At 71.7% G+C, this 22,972-nt stretch carries 26 protein-coding genes and 1 pseudogene; 8 read left to right on the top strand and 19 right to left on the bottom strand.

The window, feature by feature from the left end; genetic code table 11:
- Window positions 1-44: 44 nt before the first annotated feature.
- The 5 genes from ACQPXS_RS27035 to ACQPXS_RS27015 all read right to left on the bottom strand — a co-directional run bounded on the left by ACQPXS_RS27035 (window position 45) and on the right by ACQPXS_RS27015 (window position 5,572).
- Window positions 45-698, bottom strand: coding sequence for an imidazolonepropionase-like domain-containing protein (locus ACQPXS_RS27035; protein WP_433451853.1), 654 nt, complete (start codon window positions 696-698; stop codon window positions 45-47).
- A 7-nt stretch (window positions 699-705) separates the two neighbouring features.
- Window positions 706-1,905 carry a cyclic dehypoxanthinyl futalosine synthase gene (gene mqnC / locus ACQPXS_RS27030; RefSeq protein WP_365333036.1) on the bottom strand — a complete coding sequence of 400 codons (1,200 nt, stop codon included), beginning with the start codon at window positions 1,903-1,905 and terminating at the stop codon, window positions 706-708.
- A gap of 72 nt (window positions 1,906-1,977) precedes the next feature.
- Window positions 1,978-2,721: a prepilin peptidase gene (locus tag ACQPXS_RS27025; RefSeq protein WP_433451852.1), complete on the bottom strand. Its 744-nt coding sequence runs from the start codon at window positions 2,719-2,721 to the stop codon at window positions 1,978-1,980.
- Window positions 2,722-2,755: 34 nt separating this feature from the next.
- Complete coding sequence (locus ACQPXS_RS27020) at window positions 2,756-4,591, bottom strand: protein kinase domain-containing protein (protein WP_433451850.1); 1,836 nt, start codon at window positions 4,589-4,591, stop codon at window positions 2,756-2,758.
- Window positions 4,592-4,723: 132 nt separating this feature from the next.
- Complete coding sequence (locus tag ACQPXS_RS27015; protein ID WP_433451849.1) at window positions 4,724-5,572, bottom strand: menaquinone biosynthetic enzyme MqnA/MqnD family protein; 849 nt, start codon at window positions 5,570-5,572, stop codon at window positions 4,724-4,726.
- Between the two features lie 297 nt (window positions 5,573-5,869).
- Between ACQPXS_RS27015 and ACQPXS_RS27010 the strand changes: the two genes are divergently transcribed.
- Window positions 5,870-6,073 (top strand): cold-shock protein, encoded by a 204-nt coding sequence (locus tag ACQPXS_RS27010; protein WP_003992177.1) that lies wholly within the window; start codon window positions 5,870-5,872, stop codon window positions 6,071-6,073.
- Window positions 6,074-6,198: 125 nt separating this feature from the next.
- Here ACQPXS_RS27010 and ACQPXS_RS27005 read toward each other — a convergent pair whose 3' ends face one another.
- Window positions 6,199-6,774: a helix-turn-helix domain-containing protein gene (locus tag ACQPXS_RS27005; RefSeq protein ID WP_433451848.1), complete on the bottom strand. Its 576-nt coding sequence runs from the start codon at window positions 6,772-6,774 to the stop codon at window positions 6,199-6,201.
- A 68-nt stretch (window positions 6,775-6,842) separates the two neighbouring features.
- Here ACQPXS_RS27005 and ACQPXS_RS27000 point away from each other — a divergent pair, with 68 nt between their 5' ends.
- Genes ACQPXS_RS27000 through ACQPXS_RS26990 form a run of 3 tightly spaced genes read left to right on the top strand, consistent with a single transcriptional unit; the run spans window position 6,843 to window position 8,554 of the window.
- Window positions 6,843-7,532: an AzlC family ABC transporter permease gene (locus ACQPXS_RS27000; RefSeq protein WP_433451847.1), complete on the top strand. Its 690-nt coding sequence runs from the start codon at window positions 6,843-6,845 to the stop codon at window positions 7,530-7,532.
- Window positions 7,529-7,843, top strand: coding sequence for an AzlD domain-containing protein (locus ACQPXS_RS26995; RefSeq protein WP_433451845.1), 315 nt, complete (start codon window positions 7,529-7,531; stop codon window positions 7,841-7,843). The genes ACQPXS_RS27000 and ACQPXS_RS26995 overlap by 4 nt, the downstream gene beginning before the upstream one ends.
- Window positions 7,844-7,903: 60 nt before the next feature.
- Window positions 7,904-8,554, top strand: coding sequence for a class I SAM-dependent methyltransferase (locus ACQPXS_RS26990; protein WP_433451844.1), 651 nt, complete (start codon window positions 7,904-7,906; stop codon window positions 8,552-8,554).
- A 41-nt stretch (window positions 8,555-8,595) separates the two neighbouring features.
- Here ACQPXS_RS26990 and ACQPXS_RS26985 read toward each other — a convergent pair whose 3' ends face one another.
- Window positions 8,596-9,498 carry a LysR family transcriptional regulator gene (locus ACQPXS_RS26985; protein WP_433451843.1) on the bottom strand — a complete coding sequence of 301 codons (903 nt, stop codon included), beginning with the start codon at window positions 9,496-9,498 and terminating at the stop codon, window positions 8,596-8,598.
- A gap of 136 nt (window positions 9,499-9,634) precedes the next feature.
- Window positions 9,635-11,533, bottom strand: coding sequence for an AMP-dependent synthetase/ligase (locus tag ACQPXS_RS26980; protein ID WP_433455960.1), 1,899 nt, complete (start codon window positions 11,531-11,533; stop codon window positions 9,635-9,637).
- Window positions 11,534-11,806: 273 nt separating this feature from the next.
- On the opposite strand from ACQPXS_RS26980, the gene ACQPXS_RS26975 reads away from it, so the two are divergent.
- Complete coding sequence (locus ACQPXS_RS26975; protein WP_433451842.1) at window positions 11,807-12,631, top strand: MaoC family dehydratase; 825 nt, start codon at window positions 11,807-11,809, stop codon at window positions 12,629-12,631.
- A 96-nt stretch (window positions 12,632-12,727) separates the two neighbouring features.
- Here ACQPXS_RS26975 and ACQPXS_RS26970 read toward each other — a convergent pair whose 3' ends face one another.
- From ACQPXS_RS26970 to ACQPXS_RS26930, 9 genes are all read right to left on the bottom strand, one after another.
- Window positions 12,728-13,378, bottom strand: a complete 651-nt coding sequence (locus tag ACQPXS_RS26970; protein ID WP_433451841.1) for a TetR/AcrR family transcriptional regulator — start codon at window positions 13,376-13,378, stop codon at window positions 12,728-12,730.
- Window positions 13,379-13,388: 10 nt separating this feature from the next.
- Entirely contained in the window at window positions 13,389-13,697 is a 309-nt protein-coding gene (locus ACQPXS_RS26965) for a DUF4229 domain-containing protein (RefSeq protein ID WP_365333058.1), read from the bottom strand.
- A gap of 75 nt (window positions 13,698-13,772) precedes the next feature.
- Entirely contained in the window at window positions 13,773-14,297 is a 525-nt protein-coding gene (locus tag ACQPXS_RS26960; protein WP_433451839.1) for an N-acetyltransferase family protein, read from the bottom strand.
- 16 nt (window positions 14,298-14,313) lie between these two features.
- Window positions 14,314-14,973 carry a UdgX family uracil-DNA binding protein gene (locus ACQPXS_RS26955; protein ID WP_433451837.1) on the bottom strand — a complete coding sequence of 220 codons (660 nt, stop codon included), beginning with the start codon at window positions 14,971-14,973 and terminating at the stop codon, window positions 14,314-14,316.
- Window positions 14,974-14,999: 26 nt separating this feature from the next.
- Complete coding sequence (gene mqnE, locus ACQPXS_RS26950) at window positions 15,000-16,163, bottom strand: aminofutalosine synthase MqnE (RefSeq protein ID WP_433451835.1); 1,164 nt, start codon at window positions 16,161-16,163, stop codon at window positions 15,000-15,002.
- A 41-nt stretch (window positions 16,164-16,204) separates the two neighbouring features.
- Window positions 16,205-16,660 (bottom strand): Lrp/AsnC family transcriptional regulator, encoded by a 456-nt coding sequence (locus ACQPXS_RS26945; RefSeq protein WP_351802403.1) that lies wholly within the window; start codon window positions 16,658-16,660, stop codon window positions 16,205-16,207.
- A 97-nt stretch (window positions 16,661-16,757) separates the two neighbouring features.
- The gene (locus tag ACQPXS_RS26940; protein WP_356307737.1) at window positions 16,758-17,405 is read right to left on the bottom strand and encodes a UbiX family flavin prenyltransferase; all 648 of its coding nucleotides are present in this window, start codon (window positions 17,403-17,405) and stop codon (window positions 16,758-16,760) included.
- 52 nt (window positions 17,406-17,457) lie between these two features.
- Window positions 17,458-18,360, bottom strand: a complete 903-nt coding sequence (gene mqnP, locus ACQPXS_RS26935; protein ID WP_351802407.1) for a menaquinone biosynthesis prenyltransferase MqnP — start codon at window positions 18,358-18,360, stop codon at window positions 17,458-17,460.
- Window positions 18,357-19,808, bottom strand: coding sequence for a menaquinone biosynthesis decarboxylase (locus ACQPXS_RS26930; RefSeq protein WP_351802409.1), 1,452 nt, complete (start codon window positions 19,806-19,808; stop codon window positions 18,357-18,359). The genes mqnP and ACQPXS_RS26930 overlap by 4 nt, the downstream gene beginning before the upstream one ends.
- Between ACQPXS_RS26930 and ACQPXS_RS26925 the strand changes: the two are divergent.
- Window positions 19,807-20,226 (top strand): annotated as a pseudogene (locus ACQPXS_RS26925) (TlpA disulfide reductase family protein); the annotation flags it as partial. The gene ACQPXS_RS26930 and the pseudogene ACQPXS_RS26925 overlap by 2 nt on opposite strands.
- A gap of 228 nt (window positions 20,227-20,454) precedes the next feature.
- Here the strand turns inward: ACQPXS_RS26925 and ACQPXS_RS26920 are convergent.
- A complete protein-coding gene (locus ACQPXS_RS26920) occupies window positions 20,455-20,877 on the bottom strand; it encodes a DUF3515 family protein (RefSeq protein ID WP_433451834.1) in 423 nt (140 codons plus the stop codon).
- Between the two features lie 62 nt (window positions 20,878-20,939).
- Here ACQPXS_RS26920 and ACQPXS_RS26915 point away from each other — a divergent pair, with 62 nt between their 5' ends.
- Both ACQPXS_RS26915 and ACQPXS_RS26910 read left to right on the top strand, forming a co-directional pair.
- A complete protein-coding gene (locus ACQPXS_RS26915) occupies window positions 20,940-21,227 on the top strand; it encodes a PLD nuclease N-terminal domain-containing protein (protein WP_433451832.1) in 288 nt (95 codons plus the stop codon).
- Window positions 21,227-22,117, top strand: a complete 891-nt coding sequence (locus tag ACQPXS_RS26910; protein ID WP_433451831.1) for a LysR family transcriptional regulator — start codon at window positions 21,227-21,229, stop codon at window positions 22,115-22,117. The genes ACQPXS_RS26915 and ACQPXS_RS26910 overlap by 1 nt, the downstream gene beginning before the upstream one ends.
- Here ACQPXS_RS26910 and ACQPXS_RS26905 read toward each other — a convergent pair.
- A complete protein-coding gene (locus tag ACQPXS_RS26905) occupies window positions 22,005-22,961 on the bottom strand; it encodes a DMT family transporter (RefSeq protein WP_433451829.1) in 957 nt (318 codons plus the stop codon). The two genes, ACQPXS_RS26910 and ACQPXS_RS26905, sit on opposite strands and share 113 nt — an antisense overlap.
- Window positions 22,962-22,972: the final 11 nt, after the last annotated feature.

The raw sequence follows: 22,972 nt of genomic DNA, 5'->3' as shown, positions 1-22,972 counted from the left end.
GGGGCAAGGCGGGCGGGGCGGCGCTCGTTGGGAGGTGCCGCTGGTCAGCGGCGGCGGTACAGCAGACGGCCCTCGACGACCGTCGCCACGCAGGTACCCGCCCCACGCTCGACGAGGGCGTCTTCGTCCGGCACGTCGAACACGGCGAAGTCCGCGCACACGCCCTCGTGCGGCAGGATCGGCATGAGGATCGCCTCGGCGAGGGATCGGCACCCGGCCAGCGGGTCCAGGCCCGGCGGGCCCGGAGGATCCTCGAAGCGCTCCTCGCTCGTCAGCCCGGCCCGGTGCACGGCGTCGGCCACGGACGGCCGCCACAGGTCCCCCGCCACCGCCACCGTTCCGTGCGCGAGCATCCGCTGTACGCCGCGCCGGGCGCTCGCGCCCCACCGCGCGTCGGTCATGTCGAGGGCGGCCAGGGCCGCCGCGTCCATGATCGGCTCGGTGCCCAGTTCGCCGGCCTCGCGCGGGTCGGGGTGGTAGGCCTGCTCCAGCAGTTCGGGCCCGTACGGGTTGAGCAGACCGGGCGCGATGAGGCCCGGCCACCGGCGTACCCGGGCCGACGGATGCGCCGCGGCCAGTTCCTCGTACGGGCCGACGGAGGCGATCTCCCGGCCCTGGACCAGGATCGCCCCCTCGCGCATCGGCGACCACCGCGGGTCCCCGGTGATCAGCAGGTCCGCGGTGTGAATCGTCAGCAAAACGGCCTCAGTTGGACGCCAGCAGCTTCAGTTCCGGGTGGGCCGTGCCGCCCTCGATCGCCGTGGACGAGATGTGGGACATCACCCGCTCGTCCACGGGGTCGTTCGCCGGGTCGTCGTGGACGACCAGGTGCTCGTAGGTCGTGGAGCGCTGCGCCGGCACCCGCCCCGCCTTCCTGATCAGGTCGATGATCTCCAGGCGGTTGGAGCGGTGCTTGGCGCCGGCCGAGGAGACCACGTTCTCCTCCAGCATGATCGAGCCGAGGTCGTCCGCGCCGTAGTGCAGCGACAGCTGGCCGACCTCCTTGCCCGTGGTCAGCCAGGAGCCCTGGATGTGCTGGACGTTGTCGAGGAAGAGGCGGGCGATCGCGATCATCCGCAGGTACTCGAAGAGGGTCGCCTGGGTGCGGCCCTTCAGGTGGTTGTTCTCGGGCTGGTAGGTGTACGGGATGAAGGCGCGGAAGCCGCCCGTGCGGTCCTGTACGTCCCGGATCATCCGCAGGTGCTCGATGCGCTCGGCGTTCGTCTCGCCCGTGCCCATCAGCATGGTGGAGGTGGACTCCACGCCCAGCCGGTGCGCGGTCTCCATGATCTCCAGCCAGCGCTCGCCGGACTCCTTGAGGGGCGCGATGGCCTTGCGGGGGCGCTCGGGGAGCAGTTCGGCGCCGGCGCCGGCGAAGGAGTCGAGGCCCGCCTCGTGGATCCGGGTGATGGCCTCCTCGACCGACACTCCGGAGATGCGGGCCATGTGCTCGACCTCGGACGCGCCCAGCGAGTGGATCACCAGCTGGGGGAAGGCCTCCTTGATGGCCCGGAAGTGCTTCTCGTAGTACTCGACGCCGTAGTCCGGGTGGTGGCCGCCCTGGAACATGATCTGGGTGCCGCCCAGCTCGACCGTCTCCGCGCAGCGGCGCAGGATGTCGTCGAGGTCGCGGGTCCAGCCCTTGTCCTTGTCCTTGGGGGCCGCGTAGAAGGCGCAGAACTTGCACGCCGTGACGCACACGTTCGTGTAGTTGATGTTCCGCTCGATGATGTACGTCGCGATGTGCTCGACGCCGGCGTACTTGCGGCGGCGTACGGCGTCGGCGGCGGCGCCCAGCGCGTGCAACGGGGCGTCCCGGTAGAGGTCGAGCGCCTCTTCCGGGGTGATCCGCCCACCGGCAGCGGCACGGTCGAGGACAGACTGGAGGTCGGCCTTCTCGGTCACCAGGGCGTCCCTTTCGTCAAGGGTTGTGGACGGACCGAACCAGCCTACGCCAGCGGTTTCACCGTAAGGACGTCAGGCCGCGTACGCGCCGATCAGCAGCCCGGCGAGGGCGCCGGCCAGCAGGAACGGCCCGAACGGGATCGTGGTCTTCCGGCCCGCCCGCCGTACGGCGACGAGGGCCGCGCCGTACAGCGCGCCGAGCAGGAAGCCGGCGAAGGCGCCGAGCAGGACGGTGGACCAGCCGTACCAGCCGAGTACGGCGCCCATGCCGACCGCCAGCTTCACATCGCCGAAGCCCATGCCGGCCGGGTTGATGCGGTACAGCGCGTAGTAGCCGGCGCCGAGCGCGAGGGCTCCGTACAGGGCGGTGAGCCAGTGGCCGGCGTGCTCGGGCAGCAGGGCGGCGAGGCCCAGCAGGGCGAGGGCGGACGCGGCGAGGGGCAGGGTCAGCGGGTCGGGCAGCCGCTGCACGCGGAAGTCGACCACGGCCAGCAGCACGCCGACGGGCGCGAGCAGCAGCCACACGGCCAGTTCCGGCCGGGTGCCGGTGGCGGCGGCGAGGGCGGCGCAGGTCAGGGCGGTGACGAGGGAGGCGGGGAGGGCGGCGGCGGTGGGTGGGTCCGTGCGGTGGGCCGCTCCCCCGCAGGCGGCGCACGCGAGCCGGCCGATCCAGCCGCGGATCGGATGGCCGTCCGGGCAGCGGTCCCGCCAGGGCTCACCGGACGGTACGGCGAAGCGGTAGACGGCGCGGGGCAGCAGCCCGCCCACGAGCGCGCCCCACACCCCGGCGACGGCCACCAGCGCCCCTGTGCTCATCCGGTCCCCCCGCTCCCCCTCGCACCCACCGTGCTCATCCCACCTTCGACAGGCGCGCCACCGGGTTGCCCTCGGCGGAACTGTCCGAGGTGAACCTCAGGTCGTCGCCGACCGGGGTCAACTCGACCTGGTGCGGGGTGGGTACGCAGTGGCCGGGGTTGTCCTTGGCGCCGGTCGAGGTCGCGAGGACCTGGGTCTTCGTCACCTTCTTCAGGGTCAGGACGTCCGTGCAGACCTGGCCGATCTGGTCGGTCTGCCGGAGCTGTCCCAACTCCTTTCCCACGGCGGCCTGATGGACGGTGAGCCGGAAGGTGCCCTCGGGCAGGCTGCCGCCGAGGCCGGTGGCCTGTCCTTCCCAGGTGCCGAGGTAGCGGGCCGGGATCGCGCCGGGCCCGGAGCCCGTGCCGGTGGCGTCGGTGGAGTCCGCGGTCGGCGTCCGGGAGTGGGAGGGGCCGCTGCCCATGCTCTTGTCGCCCCCGTCCTGTCGGGCCCAGGGCTGGAGCAGCACGCCGGCACCCAGGGTCGCCGCGGCCAGCGCCCCGGCGACGGCCAGCACCACCGTGCAGCTCAGCCGGCGCCCACGGCCGCCCTCGACCGGAGCGGAGGCCGCCGCCACGCTGACGGAGAACCGGCCGGGCGGCACCGCGTCCCGCGGCGCGGGCACGACGGTCGGCGCTCCGGGGACCGCGCCGTCCACACCGGTCGCCGGCCCCGGGACCGCCCCCACACCGGAAGGCGCTCCCGAGGAAGCCCCGCCGACACCGGCCGCCGCGGCCGGACCCCCTGGACTCATCACCGGAGCGGGCCCGAAAGCACCGGCTCCGGTGAACGCGTTGAGCTCCGCGGAGGCAGGGGCAGGGGCCGGAGCGGGGACGGAGGCAGAGGCCGGTGTCGCACCCGAAGGCGGTGCCGGGATCGAGGAGCCCGTCACCGCCGGGCTGTCGAAGGGCGCCGGGCCCGAGGGTGCCGTCTCCCCCGTGTCCAGGTTCAGGAGGCGTACGGCGCTGCGGCTGACCTGCTCCACCAGGGGGCCCGGCAGCCAGCCGCCGGTGATCAGGCGGGCGGCACCCTCGGGGGCGAGGCGGTGGCTCACCTCGGCGGGGGTGGGCCGGGATGCCGGGTCCTTGGCCAGGCAGGCCGCCGCCACCTCCGCCGCCTCGCCGTCGAGCGTGCCGAGTTCGGGCTCCTCGTGGACCACCTTGTAGAGCAGCGCGGCCGAGGAGTCGCCGCGGAAGGGTGGTTCGCCGGTGGCCGCGTGGACGAGGACCGCGCCGAGGGAGAAGACGTCGGCGGCCCCGGTGACGCCCTTGCCGAGGATCTGCTCGGGGGCCATGTAGCCCGGGGAGCCGATCGACACACCGGTGGACGTCAGGGACGCCGTACCGTCCATGGCCCGGGCGATGCCGAAGTCGATCAGCAAGGGGCCGTCGAGGGTCAGCAGGACGTTGGAGGGCTTCACGTCCCGGTGCACCAGGCCCAGTTCGTGTACGGCCGTGAGCGCCTCGGCGAGGCTCGCGCCGAGAGCCCGTACGGTGTGCGCGGGCAGCGGGCCGGCGTCCGTGACGGCCGCGGCGAGGGACGGGCCGGCCGCGTAGGCGGTGGCGACCCAGGGCACCGGGGCGTCCGGGTCCGCGTCCAGGACGGGTGCGGTCCAGGCGCCGCCGACCCGGCGGGCGGCCGCCACCTCGCGCCGGAAGCGGGCGCGGAACTCCTCGTCCAGCGCGAAGTGCGGGTGCACGATCTTCACGGCGACGGTACGGCCGCCGGCGCTGCGGCCGAGGTAGACCCGGCCCATGCCACCGGAGCCGAGCCGGCCGAGCAGCCGGTAGGGCCCGACGGTGGCCGGCTCGTCCATGTCCAGCGGCTGCATGACGCGCTCCCCCCAACGCCTCGGACCGAGATCGCCGACCCGGGGTCGGCAACCCGAGGTCGCCAGCCCGAGGTCACCGGACCTCGAGGCCGCTACCTCAACGGCCTGTGGGTTCAGCCTAGTGACGCGTCCTCACCGCTGCAGCAGGTCCACCTTCACGTCCGCCGGGAAACCGGTCGTGGGACCGACGCGGCGGGCGAACTCGGCGACGGCCTCCAGTTGGGGGGTGCCGAAGCTGAAGTCGAGGGTGGTGAAGTACTGGGCCAGGGTCGCCTCGTCGAAGGACTCCCAGCGGGCCGCCTGTTCGGCGACCTTGGCGACCTCCTCCAGGGAGAGGTTGCGGGAGGCGAGGAACGCCTCGTGGACCCGGCGGGTGATGAGCGGCTCGCGTTCCACGTAATCGCGGCGGGCCGCCCAGACGGCGAAGACGAACGGCAGGCCGGTCCACTCCTTCCACAGCGCGCCGAGGTCGTGGACTTCGAGGCCGTAGCGCGGGCCGTCGAGCAGGTTCGCGCGCAGCGCCGCGTCGCCGATGAGAACCGCCGCCTCCGCCTCCTGCATCATCAGGCTGAGGTCGGGCGGGCAGGTGTAGTAGTCGGGCTGGACGCCGTAGCGCTCGGCGAGCAGGAGCTGGGCGAGGCGGACCGAGGTGCGGGAGGTCGAGCCGAGGGCGACGCGGGCGCCGTGCAGGCGGTCGAGCGGGACCTGCGACACGATCACGCAGGACATCACCGGGCCGTCGCAGCCGACGGCGATGTCCGGGAAGGCGACCAGGTCGTCGGCGTTGCGCAGGAACTCGACCAGGGTGACGGGGCCGATGTCGAGGTCGCCGCGCACGATCTGCTCGCTGAGCTTCTCCGGGGTGTCCTTGGTGAGGTCGAAGTCGAGTAGGGTGCCGGTTCTCGCGAGCCCCCAGTAGAGGGGCAGGCAGTTCAGGAACTGGATGTGGCCGACGCGCGGCCGGGTGCGAGAATTGTCCACATCGCGAGACTAGACCCCGTGCCGTACGGTGCCGGGACCGCCCCCACCCTCGCCGTGCCGTCGAATGGCCGAGCGGGTGTTCAAACATCCGGGTGAAGTGATCTTGACCCCTATTGCTTTCGGCTGCCCGGATGCTAGGCTTGCCGCAAGTTGCAGTTTGGTTCCCCTTGCAGTACAGAGCCTGCGGAGCATGTAACCGCAGGCTCTCGTCGTTTTCAGAGTTATGCAGTTGCGCAGCACCGTTTCGCACGTGCAGGTTCTGGAGCAGGGCAACCCTTTTGAGCCCAAGGAGGGCTTATGGCTACCGGAACCGTTAAGTGGTTCAACGCCGAAAAGGGCTTTGGCTTCATCGCCCAGGAGGGCGGCGGCCCCGACGTCTTCGTTCACTACTCCGCGATCAACGCCTCCGGCTTCCGCTCCCTCGAGGAGAACCAGCAGGTGAGCTTCGACGTGACGCAGGGCCCGAAGGGTCCGCAGGCGGAGAACGTCACCCCCGTCTGATCACTGCCTGATCGCAGAACCTGAGTGCAGTACCCAAGGAGCCCCGCGCCGTTCCGGCGACGGGGCTCCTGCCTTGCTCCCGCCTTTTCGCCTCCCCCGCCGTCGATGAATTCTGTGCGAATTCCCTACGTGTGCTGCATGACGAGGACGAAGGTCGTCCCCGGTTCCAGTGCCTCGTACGAGTGCGCCACGTCCCCCCGATAGGTCATGTAATCGCCGGGCGCCAGTTCGGCCTCCTGCCCGGCGGGGCCCGCCTTCATCCGGCCCGAACCGACGATCAGATGCTCGACCGTGCCAGGGATGTGCGGGTCCGACATACGGGCCGCCCCCGGCTCGGCGCGCAGGCGGTAGATGTCCCGCCGGGCCCCGGGAGGGCTCGCGGACAGCAGGGTGGCGGCGTAGTCCGCCTGCCCCGAGCCGACCTCCGGGCCCTCGCCGGCGCGGATCACCTGGACCTGCGGCGCGGGCGGCTCGACCAGCGCGCTGAACGGCACCCCCAGCGCGACCGCGAGCGCCCAGAGCGTCTCCACGTTCGGATTCCCGCTCGCCGCCTCCAGCTGGGAGAGCGTGGACTTCGCGATCCCCGCGCGTTTGGCCAGCTCGGACAGGGACAGGCCGGTGCGGGCGCGCTCGCGCTTGAGCGATGCGGCGATCCACTCCAGCGGGAGCCGGGCGGGGGTCCCGGCGGACGGCTCGGCCATGTCGTTCGCTCCATCGGTACGATCGTTCGGCTTGACGGACAGCCGCTGTTCGTTCCAGTGTAGAAAACATGCGTTCGGTACAGCGAACATCCGATGACATGTCCCTGGTTCGTGACAGCTCGCTCGTCTGGCTCGCCGGCGGCATCGTCGGCGTCTCCTTCGGCGCCGTCTCGGTCGCCGGCGGGCTGCCGGTGTGGGTGCCGGTGGCGATGTCCCTGGTGGTGTACGCCGGCTCGGCCCAGTTCAGCGCGGTGGGGGTGCTGCTCGCCGGGGGCGGGCCGATCGCCGCCGCGGCGACGGGGCTGCTGCTCAACACGCGCACAGCCGCGTTCGGCCTCGCGGTGGCGGACATCATCGGCACCGGCCGGGCGAGCCGTCTCCTCGGCGCGCACCTGGTCACCGACGAGACGGTCGCCTTCGCCCTCGCCCAGTCCGACCCGGTACGGCAGCGCAGGGCGTTCTGGATCTCCGGGCTCGGGCTGTTCGCCGTGTGGAACATCGGGGTGCTGGCGGGCGCGCTCGCCGGGGACGCGCTGGGGGACACGGCCCGGTACGGACTCGACGCCGCGTTTCCCGCCGTTCTGGTGGCGCTGGTGCTGCCCCAGCTGCGGACGGACGCGGCGGTACGGCGGTGCGCCCTGCTCGGCGCGGTCATCGCCCTCGCGCTGACGCCCGCCGTACCCGCCGGGGTGCCGGTGCTGCTCGCACTGGCGGGGCTCCTGCTGCACCGCCGGCAGCCCGTGCGGGCCGCCGTATGAACGCCGCCGTCGTCGTGATCCTCGCGCTGGCTCTGGGCACCTACGCCTTGCGGCTGGTGGGGCCGGTACTGCACGGGCGGGTCGAGATACCGGCCCGGGCGCAGCAGCTGGCCTCCGCCGGGGCGGTCGTGCTGCTCGTCGCCCTGCTGGCCACCGGTGCGCTGACGGAGTCCGGCGGCTTCGCGGGCTGGGCCCGCCCCGCCGGGGTCCTGGCCGGCGGCGTCCTCGCCTGGCGCCGGGCGCCGTTCCCGGTGGTGGTGCTCGGCGCGGCGGCGACGACCGCGCTGCTGCGGCTCGCCGGGGTGGGCTAGGCCGCCGCCAAGGACAACACCCTGAAGGGGTGTCGGTGGGGTCCGCTACGGTCCCCCGCCATGACCGACACCCGGGACTTCCTGACCGCCACCCGCACCTTCTACGACACCATCGCCGAGGACTACGCCGACCACTTCCGGAACCCGCTCGCGGACAGGCCGCTGGAACGGGCGCTGCTCGGTGCGTTCGCCGAACTCGTCGGCCCGGCCGGGACCGTGGCCGACCTCGGCTGCGGGCCCGGCGCGGTCACGGCCCACCTCGCGAGCCTGGGCCTGACCGTCTTCGGGCTCGACCTCTCCGAGTCGATGCTCACCGTCGCCCGCCGCGAGTACCCCGCTCTGCGGTTCGAGCAGGGGTCGATGCTGGAGTTGCCCTGTGCCGACGGTTCGCTCGCCGGGGTCGTCTCCTGGTACTCCAGCATCCACACACCTGTGGACGAACTGCCGGCGCTGTTCGCCGAGTTCAACCGCGTACTCGCTCCCGGCGGGCACCTCCTGCTCGCCTTCCAGGCCGGCGACGAGGCGCTCCGCCTGGCTCAGCCGTGGGGGTATCCGGTGACGCTGGACTTCGAGCGACGCCGCCCCGCGTTCATGGCAGGGCTGCTGACCGACGGCGGTTTCGCCCTCCAAGCCACCACTGTTCGCGAACAGAACGCCGCGCTGGCGGATTCAGCGCCGCAGGCGTTCCTGCTCGCCCGGAAGAAAGGCTGACCAGGCGGCGGGAGTGAAAACCGTCTGGGCCGAACTCCCGCTCAGCCCGCGGCAGCGCCCCCGTCCCGGAACTCCGCCACCGTGTGCGCGAAGGCCCGGGCCGGAGGGCTGAGGGAGTCCCAGCGGCGGACGGCCCAGCCGACGGGCAGCGGACGCAACCCCGGCAGCGGGACGAGCCGCAGATCGCCCACGCCCGGCACGGGAAGGCCCGGCACGGCGGGGACCACCGCCCGGCCCGCCCCCAGCTCGGCCAGCAGCAGTGCCGTGTCCCAGTCGGCGACGCTCGTGTCGTAGGTGAAGCGGACCCCCAGCTCGGCGCAGGCCGCGTCCAGGTGGACGGCGGAGGTGGAGTTCGGGGGCAGCCGGATGAGACGGATTCCCGTCAGGTCGGCCGCGTCGAGACGGGGGCGCCCGGCGAGGGGGTCGTCCGCGGGGACCGCGAGCAGCCACGGCAGTTCCGCTACCGTCCGCTGCTCGATGCCCCGGACCGGGGAGCCCACGGTGATCCAGGCCAGGTCGAGGGTGCCGTCGGCCAGGGCGTCGAAGGTGCCGCGCCCCGAACTGACCGTACGGAACTCCAGGTTGACCTCGGGGTGGCGGCGGCGGAAGGCGACCACCGCCTCGGACATGAAGTGCCGGACGGTGGTGGCGCCGGTGGCGACGCGGACGTACCCGCTGTGACCGTCCACCAGGTCGCGCAGTTGCCGTACGGCGATGTCGAGCCCGGAGATGCCCTCGGCCGCCGCGGCTTCGAGTATCCGCCCGGCCTGGGTCGGCAGGACGCCCCTCGGCAGCCGTTCCAGCAGCGCCACCCCCGTCTCCCGCTCCAGCCGCTTGACGTGCTGGCTGACGGCGGACTGGGTGCAGCCGAGGTCCCGGGCGACGGAACTGAGGCTGCCGGCACGGCACACGGCCACGAACACACGGAGGTCGTCGAGGGTCACAACTCCTAAGTTAACGCTTAGGGTTGGCGAGGAAGCCCAAGGATTGACTGGAATCAGGGGGCGTACGAGGATCAGTGCCGGGCACGGCCGGCCCAGGCGGCAACCCGCTTCGCGCGCGAGGAGCGGGTGCCGACCCTCAGGGGCCGGTGGCCGGGCCGTACAGGCCCTCCACCTCGGGGGCGAAGTCGGTCATGATCTGCTCGCGGCGCAGCTTCATCGACGGGGTCAGGTGCCCGGCCTCCTCGGTGAAGTCCACGGGCAGTACGGCGAAGCGGCGGATGGACTCGGGGCGGGAGACCAGCTTGTTGGCCTCGTCGATCGCGCGCTGCAGGACGGCGTCCAGCTCCGGGTCGCCCACGAGGAGTTCCGGCGGCACCGGGTGCTTGCCGATCATCTGGCGCCAGTGGGAGATGCCGTCGGGGTCGAGGGTGATCAGCGCGGCCACGTACGGTCGGGCATCGCCGACCAGCATCACCTGGGAGATCAGCGGGTGCTGGCGCAGCCAGTTCTCCAGCGGGGCCGGGGCCACCGACTTGCCGCCCGCCGTGATCAGCAGCTCCTTCTTGCGGCCGGTGATGGTGAGGTAGCCCTCGTCGTCCAGTTCGCCGATGTCTCCGGTCGCGAGCCAGCCGTCCCGGGTCGCGGGGACGACTCCGCCGGCCTGCGGGTCCCAGTAGCCGCGCAGGACGTGGTCGCCGGAGACGAGGATCTCGCCGTCGGCGGCGATGCGGACGCGGGTTCCGGGGAGCGGCCAGCCGACCGTGCCCAGGCGGGGTTTGAGGGGTGGGGTGACGGTGGTGGCGCCGGTGGTCTCCGTCAGGCCGTAGCCCTCGAAGATCTCGATGCCGGCGCCGGCGTAGAAGGCGGCCAGGCGACGGCCGAGCGGGGAGCCGCCGCAGATGGCGTACCGTACGCGACCGCCCATGGCGGCCCGGATCTTGCGGTAGACCAGCGGGTCATGGAAGGCGCGGGCCGTCTTCAGGGAGCGGCTCGGGCCGCCGCCGGTGCCGGTCTGCCGGGACTCCAGCGCCTCGCCGTAGCGGACGGCGACCGCCGCCGCCCGGTCGAAGGCGGCGGCCCGGCCGCCCGACTCGGCCTTCGCGCGGGCCGAGTTGTAGACCTTCTCCAGCATGTACGGGATGGTCAGCAGGCAGGTCGGTTTGAAGGCGGCGAGGTCCGGCAGCAGGTCCTCGGCGGCCAGGCTCGGCGCGTGGCCGAGACGGACCCGGGCCCGGACGCAGGCGATGGCCACCATGCGCCCGAAGACATGGGACATCGGCAGGAAGAGCAGGACCGACGGCTCCTCGTCCTTGGCCTTGAAGACCGGGTAGAGCAGCTCGATGGCGTTGTCGACCTCGGCGAAGAAGTTGCCGTGCGAGAGGGCGCAGCCCTTGGGGCGGCCGGTGGTGCCGGAGGTGTAGATGAGGGTGGCGAGGGTGTCCGGGCCCAGCATGCCGCGCCGTACGTCCACTTCGGCGTCCGGCACCTGCACGCCGGCCTCGGCGAGCCGGGTCACGTGCTCCTTGTCGATCACCCACAGATGGCGCAGGTCGGGCAGGTGCTGCAGTTCGGGGCCGAGGGCGGCGGCCTGGGCGGCGGTCTCGGTGATCAGGGCGACCGCGCCGGAGTCGTGCAGGATCCACCGGGTCTGGAAGACGGAGGAGGTCGGGTAGACCGGCACGGTGACCAGGCCGGCGGCCCAGGCGGCGAAGTCGAGCAGCGTCCACTCGTACGTCGTCCGGGCCATCACGGCGATCCGGTCGCCCGGCACCAGCCCCTCGGCGATCAGTCCCTTGGCCACGGCCAGGACTTCCTCGGCGAAGTGCGCGGCCGTCATGTCCGTCCAGCGGCCGTCGGGGAGCCTGCGGCTGAGCGCGGTCCGGGCGGGGGCCGACTCGGCGTTGTCGAACGGCAGGTCCGCGAGCGAGCCGTGTTTCACCGGGGGCACGAACGGCGGTACGGACACCTCCCGGACAGCGCCGTCCAGGCGCTGGACCCAGGGCTCCACGAGGACCGGGCGGCCGTCGTAGTCGATGGCGGAGACGGGGGTGCCGGAGGAGACGGAGGTGTTCGGGAAGGGGGTGGACACGGGCGGCTCCTCTGGCGTGCGCGTACCTGCGGTGCCTCGGCGGAAAGGGGTTACCGCAGGTTAGGGAGGTGATCGTACGGGTCCGCCGTGAGGGGGTTGTGCGGGTTTGGGGGCGGTCCGGGGCCGGGGGTGTGCAGCCTCGGGGGTTATGTGACGAGGGCTCACTTCTGGACTCGTGACGTAGCCTTACCGGCGGTAACATTACTTCAGAGTAAGCAGATGGGGGTGGGCGTGGTGGGTGAGTTGCTGCATCTCGCGGGCGGCGTGTTGCGCTCGCCGTTCAAGCGGCCCCGTCCGGAGGCGGAGTTCCCGCGGGAGCGGCTGGTGCTGGACGGCGTGCGGGTCGACCAGGGGCGGCTGGTCGCCTACGAGCGGGTGTGCGGCTTTCCCACCGGATCGGCCGACGGCGCCCTGCCCCTCACCTATCCGCACGTCCTCGGCTTCCCGTTGGCCATGCGGCTGATGAGCCACGCGGATTTCCCGCTGCCCCTGCTGGGGCTCGTCCACACGTCGATCGGGATCACCCGGTACACCTCCCTTCCGGTGAGCGGTGAGTACGAACTCGCCGTGCACATCGAGGGACTGGCCCCGCACCGGCGCGGCACCGAGGCCACGGTGGTCACCGGGATGCGGGCCGGCGGGGAGGTCGTATGGGAGTCGCGGAGCACGTACCTCGCGCGGCATCGCACCGACGGGGCCGCCGAACCCCCGGAAGAGCGGCCGGCCCCGCTGCCCGTCGTCGACTCGTGGCGGCTCGCCGGGGACGTGGGCCGGCGCTACGGTGCCGCCTCCGGCGACCGCAACCCCATCCACCTTTACCCGCTCACCGCCCGCCTCTTCGGCTTCCGGCGGGCCATCGCGCACGGCATGTGGACGGTGGCCCGCTGCCTGGCCGCGGACGGCTCCGCCGGGGTGCGGGTGCGGGCTCGGTTTCTGGCGCCGGTGTTGCTGCCGGGGACGGTGACTTACGGGGCGGACGGGTCCGGCCGGTTCGAGCTGCGGGGCGATGGGGGGCGACTGCACCTGGTTGGGGAGGTGAGCTAGGCGCCGTTGGGGTCTCTCGCCATCGCCGGGTGCGGGTTTGTGGTGGGTTGCTCGCGCCCACGCGGCGGAGCCGCATATCGATACAGCCCCGCGCCCCTAGGCATCTCCGGCAGGCGGAGTCCATGCGTTGCCCCGCATCAGGTTGCCCAGGCCCGACCAGGCGAAGTTCATCAAGGTGGACGCCGCCTGGCGGGCCGTGACGCCGGGCGTTCTGTTGGCCCACGCGGCCAGGGACTCCGCCGCGCCCACCAGGGCCTCGGCCAGGCCCGCCACCTCGTGTTCGGGGAGGTCGGGGTCGCGGTGGGCCTCTCTTGCCGCGATCGCGACCAGGCGGGTCACGAACGCGACGAGCTCCCTGCGCATCGCGGCGGCCTCGGTCGCGAAGGGCTCGCCGTGGGTGCGGGCCTGGAGGTGGAGCACGGACCAGGCGTCGGGGTGTTCGGCGGTGTGGACGAAGAAGGCCAGGAGGCCGTCCCAGAGCCGGCGGTCGGCGGGGAGGTCCGTGCGCACGCCGGCGCGGACGGCCTCCGTGAGGGCGGTGGCCTCGCGCCGGATGCAGGCGGTGAAGAGGTCTTCCTTGGAGTGCAGGTACAGGTAGACCAAGGGCTTGGAGACCCCGGCGAGCTCGGCTATCTCGTCCATGGAGGCGGCCATGTAGCCGCGTTGCCCGAAGATGCGCACGGCGGCGTCGAGCATCTGCTGCTCCCGCACCGCACGCGGCATCCGCTTGGTCTTCGCCCCACCCATGAGGGCAAGACTAGTTGGACGCGGCTGCCCCGCCCTGCGCCCTCGCGGTGTCGTCGGCGCCGTCCTCCTGGCTGCGGTTGGCCTCCAGGTTGGCCTTCATCCGGTCGACCCTGGTCACGATCTGCACCGAGGCCCGGTCCCGCTCCTTGCGCAGCACCACCCAGCTGATCGGCGCCGACAGGACCAGCGCGAGCAGCAGCACCCACAGGCCGTTGGAGCTGCCGAAGCCGCGCGGGAAGATGCCGGAGTAGACGGCTCCCCAGACGACCACGAGGCAGCCGGCGAAGATGCCGAGGCGCATCAGCGTGTAGCGGAGCATCTCAATCCACTCGTCCGATTCCAAAAGGGGTCATCGTCCAGTGAAGCACGGACCCGGGGGGATCTTGCAGCGGGGTCAGTGGAGGGGGAGCAGCATGATGATGTCGTCGCGGTCGTCGCCGGGCGCCACCCGGATGGCGCCGGGCACCCGGCCGACCTCCTTGTAGCCGCAGGAGCCGTAGAACCGCTCCAGGCCGAGGCCGCCCCGGCAGGTCAGCCGGATCGCGTCGATGCCGTCGAAGGTGCGGGCCGCGTCCGCCGCGGCCGCCAGCAGGTCACGGCCGTACCCCTTGCCCTGGTGCCTCGGGTGGACCATCACCGTGTACAGCCACACCCAGTGCGTCTGGAGCCGGTGCGTGTTGAAGGCGAAGAACGCGGTCGCGGCCGGCTCGCCCGTCTCGTCGCACCCGACCAGCAGCCGGTGCCGCCCCTCGGCCATGCCCACGAAGTGCCGCACCAGCTCCGGCCGGATGTCCTCCCGGCTCACCGGCGGCACGAAGCCCACGGCGCCGCCCGCGTTGGAGACGTCCGTCCACAGGTCGAGGATGCCGTCGCGCAGGGCCGGGGTGATGGCGGGGTCCAGCGTAAAAGTAAGTGGCATGCGGGCAGTGTAACTATTACCCGAGGGCCCGTGCGGCCACTTTCAGATCGGCGACCAGCCCTTGGTACGCGGCCTTCCTGTCCTCGTCGTCCTGCGCCCGGAGGACCGAGGACGGGTGCACGGTGGGCACCAGCCGCTCGGGCCGCCCGTGGATCTCCCGCTCCAGGACCGTGCCGCGCACCTCCCCCACCCGGAACGACGACCCCAGCAGCGCCTTCCCGGCCGTCGCCCCCAGCACCACGATCAGCTCCGGCTCGACCAGCGCCAGCTCCGCCGCGAGCCAGGGGCCGCAGGCGGTCATCTCCCTCAGGCTCGGCGCCTTGTGGATGCGGCGCTTGCGGGGTTCGGCCTGGGTGAACTTGAAGTGCTTGACGGCGTTGGTGACGTAGGCGTCGCCCGGGTCGATCCCGGCTTCCGCGAGCGCCTTGTCCAGCATGCGGCCGGCGGGCCCGACGAAGGGTTTGCCCTGCCGGTCCTCCTGGTCGCCGGGCTGCTCACCGACGAGCATGACGCGGGCGTGCGCGTTGCCCGCGCCGAACACCGTCTGGGTGGCGTTCTCGTGCAGCGGGCAACCACGGCAGGCAGCGGCGGCCTTCCGCAGGGCGGTGAGACTGGCGCCCTCCGGGACGAAGGGCTCCGCCGTGTAGGCGTCCTCGGGGGCCTTCGTAGCAGCCATGCGTGCCGGGTACCCCCGCTGAAATGTCACACCCGCATCGGCTGCGGGGACTCCCGGCGCGCCGGGTCCGGGCCGTCGTACTCGCGGATGATCTCGTACCGCGTGTTCCGCTCCACCGGGCGGAAGCCGGCGTCGCGGATCAGTTCCAGCAGGTCCTTGCGGGTCAGCTTGTTGGGCGTGCCGAAGTTGTCCGCGTCGTGGGTGATCTTGTACTCCACGACCGAGCCGTCCATGTCGTCCGCGCCGTGCTGGAGGGCCAGCTGGGCGGTCTGCACGCCGTGCATCACCCAGAAGACCTTCACGTGCGGGACGTTGTCGAACAGCAGGCGGGAGACCGCGAAGGTCTTCAGCGCCTCGGCGCCGGTCGCCATCTGGGTACGGGCCTGGAGGGTGTTGCGTACCTTGCCGTCCTTCATGTCCACGAAGTCGTGCTGGTAGCGCAGCGGGATGAAGACCTGGAAGCCGTTCGTCTCGTCCTGCAGCTCGCGCAGCCGCAGGACGTGGTCGACGCGGTGCCTCGGCTCCTCGATGTGGCCGTAGAGCATGGTGCACGGGGTCTTCAGACCCTTCTCGTGCGCCAGGCGGTGGATCCGGGACCAGTCCTCCCAGTGGGTGCGGTGGTCCACGATGTGCTGCCGGACCTCCCAGTCGAAGATCTCCGCGCCGCCGCCGGTGAGGGACTCCAGGCCCGCGTCGATCAGCTCGTCCAGGATCTCCGAGGCGGACAGACCGCTGATCGTCTCGAAGTGGTGGATCTCCGTCGCCGTGAAGGCCTTCAGGGAGACGTTCGGGAGCGCCGCCTTCAGCTCCCTGAGCGAGCGCGGATAGTAACGCCACGGCAGGTTCGGGTGCAGGCCGTTGACGATGTGCAGCTCGGTGAGGTTCTCCGACTCCATCGCCTTGGCGAGCTTGACGGCCTCCTCGATGCGCATCGTGTACGCGTCCTTCTCGCCCGGCTTGCGCTGGAAGGAGCAGTAGGCGCAGGAGGCCGTGCACACGTTGGTCATGTTGAGGTGCCGGTTGACGTTGAAGTGGACCACGTCACCGTTCTTGCGGGTGCGCACCTCGTGCGCGAGCCCGCCGAGCCACGCCAGGTCGTCCGACTCGTACAGCGCGATGCCGTCCTCGCGGGTCAGCCGCTCACCGGAGCGGACCTTCTCCTCCAGCTCGCGCTTGAGCCCGACGTCCATGCCAACACGCCCTTTCTACGACAGCCGGACCAACCGTATCCCTAGACCTCTTCGGGCAGCTCCCCGACCCGGTTCTCCCACTTGGTGGAGAGCACGATCGTGGTCCGGGTGCGCGAGACGCCCTTGGTGCCGCTGAGCCGGCGGATGATCCTCTCCAGGCCGTCCACGTCCGTCGCCCGCACCTTGAGCATGTAGGAGTCGTCGCCGGCGATGAACCAGCAGTCCTCGATCTCCGACAGGTCCCGCAGCCGCTGGGCGACGTCCTCGTGGTCGGCGGCGTCGGAGAGCGAGATGCCGATCAGCGCGGTGACGCCGAGGCCTAGGGAGGCCGCGTTCACCGTGGCGCGGTAGCCGGTGATGACACCGGCCGCCTCCAGCCGGTTGATGCGGTCGGTGACGCTCGGGCCCGACAGGCCGACGAGGCGCCCCAGCTCCGCGTACGAGGCCCGGCCGTTCTCCCTCAGGGCCTGGATGAGCTGCCTGTCCACCGCGTCCATGCGATCGAAGCCTTCCGCTGAAGAGTCTGAAGAGGTCTGAAGAGGTTTCCGAAGAAGTCTGAAGGTTCCCGCGGTGACGAGCGGTACCGCCCGTGCGCTACTGGTCCGTGCCGCCGCCCAGTTCGCCCTTCCAGCGCCGGTAGAGGCCGTGCCCGACGCCCGCCGCGTCCAGCACCCGCCCGCCGACGAAGTCCACCAGGTCCTGGATATGGGTGGCACCCGCGTAGAAGGCGGGCGAGGCCGGTACGACGCTCGCGCCGGCGTCGTCCAGCGCCACGAGGTGCCTCAGGGTCTGGCCGTTGAGCGGGGTCTCGCGCACGGCCACGACCAGGGGGCGGCGCTCCTTGAGGGTGACGCTCGCCGCCCGCTGCAGCAGATCCTTGGACAGGCCCAGCGCGACGCCCGCGACACAGGCCGTCGAGGCGGGCACGATCAGCATCCCCTTGGCCGGGTACGACCCCGAGGACGGCCCGGCCGCGAGGTCGCCCGCGCTCCAGTACCGCACCCCGCTGATGTCCACGTCGAAGGTCCCGGGCTTGCCGTCGGCCCCCCGGGCCAGCCATTCCCGCAGGTCGTCCTGCCAGTGGGCGTCCCGGAACGAGATGCCCGTCTCGTCCAGCAGCGTCAGCCGCGAGGCCCGGCTGACCACCAGGTCGACCGCCTCCCCGGCCCCGAGCAGCGCCCGCAGCACGGCCGCCGCATACGGCGTCCCGGACGCACCGGACACCCCCACGATCCAAGGCACGCGCTGCGATTCTCCTGCGTTCACACTTTGAGCGTACCGGCGGACCGAACCGTCAGACGGACAGCCCCCGCACCAGCAGGTCGAGCAGCGCGCACACGAACAGGGCGATGCCGATGAAACCGTTGACGCTGAAGAAGGCCCGGTTCAGGCGGGAGAGGTCGTGCGGCCGGACGATCGAGTGCTCGTACAGGAACGCGCCCGCGACGATCAGCAGGCCGAGCCAGAAGAAGGCACCCGCGCCGGTGACCAGGCCGTACCAGACGAACAGGGCCGTCGTGACCGTGTGACAGGCGCGGGCGCCCCAGATCGCCACCGGGATGCCGAAGCGGGCCGGCACCGACATGACACCGATCTCGCGGTCGGTCTCCACGTCCTGGCAGGCGTAGATCAGGTCGAAGCCGCCGATCCAGATGCCGACGGCGAGGCCGAGGACGGCCGCGTCCCAGTCCCAGGTCCCGGAGACGGCCAGCCAGCCGCCCACCGGCCCCATCGCCTGGGCGAGGCCCAGGATCGCCTGCGGGAAGTTCGTGAACCGTTTGCCGTAGGGGTAGATCACCATGGGGATCACCGCCACCGGCGCCAGGGCCAGGCACAGGGGGTTGAGCAGGGCCGCCGCGCCCAGGAAGATCACCAGGGCGATCAGGGCGCCGGTCCAGGCGTGCCGGACCGACATCGCGCCGGTGACCAGCTCGCGGTGGGCCGTACGGGGGTTGCGGGCGTCGATCTCGCGGTCGATGATCCGGTTGACCGCCATCGCGAACGTGCGCAGGCCGACCATGCAGACGGTGACCAGCAGCAGCCGGCCCCAGTGGATGTTCCTGTCCCACTCGTACATCGCCGTGAGGGCGGCGATGTAGGCGAAGGGCAGCGCGAAGATCGAGTGCTCGATCATCACCAGGCGCAGAAAGGCCTTCGTGCGTCCCGGCTGGGGGATCGCGGCGGAAGCGCTGCTCACAGGCCGTACTCCTTCCAGCGGCGGTCCACCAGGGCCGCCGTAGCCGGGTCCGACAGGACCATGTCCGGCCAGCCCCCGTCGCGGGTGTAGCCCTCCTCGGGCCACTTCTTCGTCGCGTCGATCCCCGCCTTGCCGCCCCAGAACTGCTGGTAGGAGGCGTGGTCCAGATGGTCGACGGGGCCTTCGACGACCGTGAGGTCACGGCCGTAGTCGGTGTTGCCGAGGGCCCGCCAGGCGACCTCGTGCAGATCGTGCACGTCGCAGTCGGCGTCCACGACCACGATCAGCTTGGTCAGGGACATCATGTGCGCCCCCCAGATCGCGTGCATCACCTTCTGCGCGTGCTTGGGGTACTTCTTGTCGATCGAGACGATCGCGCAGTTGTGGAAGCCTCCGGCCTCGGGCAGGTGGTAGTCCACGATGTCCGGGACGATGATCTTCAGCAAGGGGAGGAAGAAGCGCTCCGTCGCCCTGCCCAGCGGCCCGTCCTCCGTCGGCGGGCGGCCGACCACGATCGACTGCAGCAGCGGGCGCCTGCGCATGGTCACGCAGTCGATCTTCAGCGCCGGGAACGGCTCCTGCGGGGTGTAGAAGCCGGTGTGGTCGCCGAAGGGGCCCTCGGGCAGCATCTCGCCCGGCTCCAGCCAGCCCTCCAGGACGACCTCGGCGTTCGCCGGGACCTGGAGGGGGACGGTCTTGCAGTCGACCATCTCGATCCGCTTGCCCGCGATGAACCCGGCGAACAGGTACTCGTCGATGTCGCCCGGCAGGGGCGCGGTGGAGGCGTAGGTGACGGCCGGGGGGCAGCCGAAGGCGATGGCGACGGGCAGCCGTTCGCCCCTTCTGGCGGCCACCTGGTAGTGGTTCCGGCTGTCCTTGTGGATCTGCCAGTGCATGCCGATGGTGCGCCGGTCGTGGCGCTGCAGGCGGTAGAGCCCGAGGTTGCGGATGCCCGTCTCCGGGTCCTTGGTGTGGGTGAGCCCCAGGTTGAAGAAGGAGCCGCCGTCCTTGGGCCAGGTGAACAGCGCCGGGAGCCGGTCGAGGTCCACCTCGTCACCGTGCAGGACGACCTCCTGCACCGGGGCCTCCTTGACCTTCTTCGGCGGCACGTGGGTCATCGCGCCGAGCTTGCCGAAGGCCTCGCGCACGCCGACGAAGCCGTGCGGCAGCTCGGGCCGCAGCAGGCCGCCGATCTTCTCGGAGATCTCGCCGTACGACTTCAGGCCCAAGGCCTTGAGCAGGCGGCGGTCGGTGCCGAAGACGTTCATGGCCAGCGGCATCGCCGAGCCCTTCACGTTCTCGAAGAGCAGGGCGGGGCCGCCGGACTTCTGTACCCGGTCGACGATCTCCCCGACTTCGAGATACGGGTCGACCTCGGCCTTGATGCGCTTGAGGTCGCCCTCGCGCTCCAGCGCCCGCAGCAGGGAGCGAAGATCGTCGTAAGCCATGAGGCCCAGTATCGCCGACAGACCGCTTTGTCCCCGCGCCCACCCCTGCCCTGCCGGGCGTCCGGGGAGGCTGGGATACTCGGCGATCATGAGACGCCGTCGCGTGTCACCGGTCCTGGCCGTGCTGCTCGCGCTCGCCGCGTGCACACCGCAGCGGGACGAGGACACCTCTGTCGATTCCCTGCTGACCCGCATCCCCGCCGCCGACCGCCAGGCCGCTCCCGACCTCTCCGGCACCGCCCTCGACGGCGGCCGGGTCCGGCTGTCCGACTACCGCGGCAAGGTCGTCCTGCTCAACGTCTGGGCCTCCTGGTGCGGGCCCTGCCGCGCCGAGGCGCCGGAACTGTCGCAGGCGCAGCGGCACTTGGCGGCCGAGGGAGTCCAGGTGCTGGGGGTGGACACCGACGCCGACCGGTCCCAGGGCCGGGCGTTCGCCGGCGACCACCGGCTGTCGTATCCGAGCCTGTACGACGCCGCGCCGGCAGCTCGTGCACCGGCTGCCCGGCAAGTACCTGGGGCGGGCGCTGCCGTACACGCTGTTCGTCGACCGGCAGGGAAGGATCGCCGCCCAGGCCGTGAGCGGGCTCACGGAAGCCGACGTGCGCACCCTCACCCGTCCTGCTCGGCGAGAAGAGCTGAGCCGGACTCAGTCACCGTCCAGGCAGCGGTCGGTTTGCCGCACCGGTGCGACCAGCCGGCTCGGTTCCATGAGGACGGCGTCGGTCTGCCGGACCGATGCGGCGAGCGTCACCTCCACGGCGGACCTGCGCCCGTAGGTGACGAGGAGGCTCCGGCCGTCGCGCGCGGCGACCCGGCGCAGCACCCAGTCCACGCCGTTCACGGAGATGCACGAGTCCTTGGTGGGCGCGGGCGGGTCGAGGCCGCAGCGCAGCCGCACCGTGCCATGGCCCCAGCCCGCCAGGCCCTCATGACTGACCCGGTCGCGCCGGTCACCGTCCAGGCGGTCCGGGTGGTGCGCGGCGATCCGCGCGCACACCGGGTCCTTGGCGAGCGGCGGCTGCCGCATGCCGCACACCGGCGAGGCCGGCTCCCGCGGAACATCCGTCATGGCGACCCGCTACCCTGGCCCGGTCACCGGGCCCGTCTCACTTCGTCGGGGGATTGCACGCCATGCTCAGGTATCTGCCGTTCCTGCTGGTGCTGGCGCTGTGGATCTACGCCTTCGTGGACTGCCTGAACACCCCCGAGGAAGAGGTGCGGCATCTGCCGAAGGTGGTGTGGGTGATCATCATCCTGCTCTTCGGCGAGGTGCTGGTCGGCCCGGTCGCCTGGCTGATCACCGGCAAGGCGCGGCAGCCGGTCCCGGCGGGCGGTGCCATGCCCGGGCAGTGGGTCGCGCCCGACGACAACCCCGAGTTCCTCAAGTCCCTCGACAAGGACGACCCCGAGAAGGGCTGATGGAACTCCGGCTGCTCGTCACCTTCGAGAAGGTCGCCACGGTGCTGAGCTTCACCCAGGCCGCGGCCGAGCTGTCGTACGCGCAGTCCAGCGTGACCGGCCAGATCCGCACCCTGGAATCCTCCCTCGGCGTCGAGCTGTTCGACCGGCTCGGCAGCCGGATCCGCCTCACCGAGGCCGGTGAGCGGCTGCTGCCGTACGCCCGGCAGATCATCGAGCTGGCCGAGGAGGCCCGGGCGGTGGTCGTCGAGCCGGAGGAGCCGTCCGGCACCCTCACCGTGGGCACCATGGAGTCCCTGACCTCCTACCGGCTGCCGCCCCTGCTGGAGTACTTCCACCACCGCCACCCCAAGGTGCGGCTCGCGCTGCGCACCACTATCGGCGACGAGACCCGGCAGGCGCTGCGCCAGGGCACCTACGACGTCGGGTTCCTGATGGAGGAGCAGACCCGGCACCCGGGGCTGGAGAGCGCGGTGCTCGCGGTGGAACCGCTGGCGCTGGTCGCGGCGCCGGGCCACGCACTGGGCGCCTCCCCCGTGCCGACCGCCGCCCTGACGGAGCGGCCCCTGCTGGCCACCGAGCCCGGCTGCGCCTACCGGGACCTGTTCGAGCGGGAGCTGAGGTCCTTCGGGGACGTGGAGTTCATGGAGTTCGGCACGATCGAGGCCACCAAGCGCGCGGCGGCGGCCGGCCTCGGGATCGCGCTGCTGCCCGAGGTGACGGTCGCCGCCGAACTCGCGGAGGGCTCTCTCGTACGACTGGACTGGGAGCCGCCCTTCACGCTTCGCACGCAGCTGGCGTGGCGGGCCGGGAAGCGTCTTCCGGCGCACGCCCGGCTGTTCGTGGAGCAGGCGCGGCGGCTGGTCGCCGAGCAGGACGGGCGAGGGTGACCTTGAGGCTCGCCGCCACGATCAGCGGCACGCCGAGCGCCTGGACGAGCCCGATGTGGTGGCCGTAGACCAGCCAGTCCATCAGCATCGCCACGGCCGGGTAGACGAAGGCCAGTACGGCGATCTTCGTGGTCGGCAGCTGGGCGTACGCGGCGTACATGAGGACGTACATCACCCCGGTGTGGATCAGCCCGAGTCCGACCAGCCAGCCCCACCTCCAGCCGGTGCCGCTCATCGCGCCGAAGTCCGCGAAGGGCAGCAGGAGCGGGATGCCGACGAGGACCTGGACGAGGGCGATCAGGTGCGGGCGGACACCGGTGATCCGCTTGGTGACCAGGGTGGACAGGCCGTAGAGCAGGGCGGCGAGGAGGGCCTGGCCGATGCCGAGCAGATACGTGCCTCCGCTCGCGAAGTCGCCGGGGGTGACGCCCGAGACGAGGACCAGCCCGGCGAAGGCGACGGCGATCCAGCCGACCTTCGCGGCGGTGATCCGCTCGCGGAACAGCAGGGCGCCGAGGAGGACCACGTAGAAGGGCTGGGTGTGGTAGACGACCGTGGCGACGGAGATGGACGTGTTCTCGTACGACGAGAACAGCAGCACCCAGTTGAAGACGATGAACACCCCGCCCAGGACGGCCAGTGAGAGGGTGCGCCGGGTGAAGCCGTGGTCGCGCAGCCAGCCGCGGGCGGCGACATAGCCGCCGAGGGCGAGAGCGCCGAACAGCACGCGGAAGAAGACGACGTCGAAGGGCGAGGCACCGGACTCGACGACGAAGACGCCGAGGGTGCCGGAGAGCATCATGGCGGTGGTCAGCTGGGCCGCGCCCCTGGTCTGTGAGGTCATGCCGACGACGC

The organism is Streptomyces sp. CA-142005 (assembly GCF_050942335.1).
Taxonomy (GTDB): Bacteria; Actinomycetota; Actinomycetes; order Streptomycetales; family Streptomycetaceae; genus Streptomyces.
The sequence above is the reverse complement of the archived record's forward strand: the minus strand, read 5'-3'. Positions and strand labels throughout refer to the sequence as shown.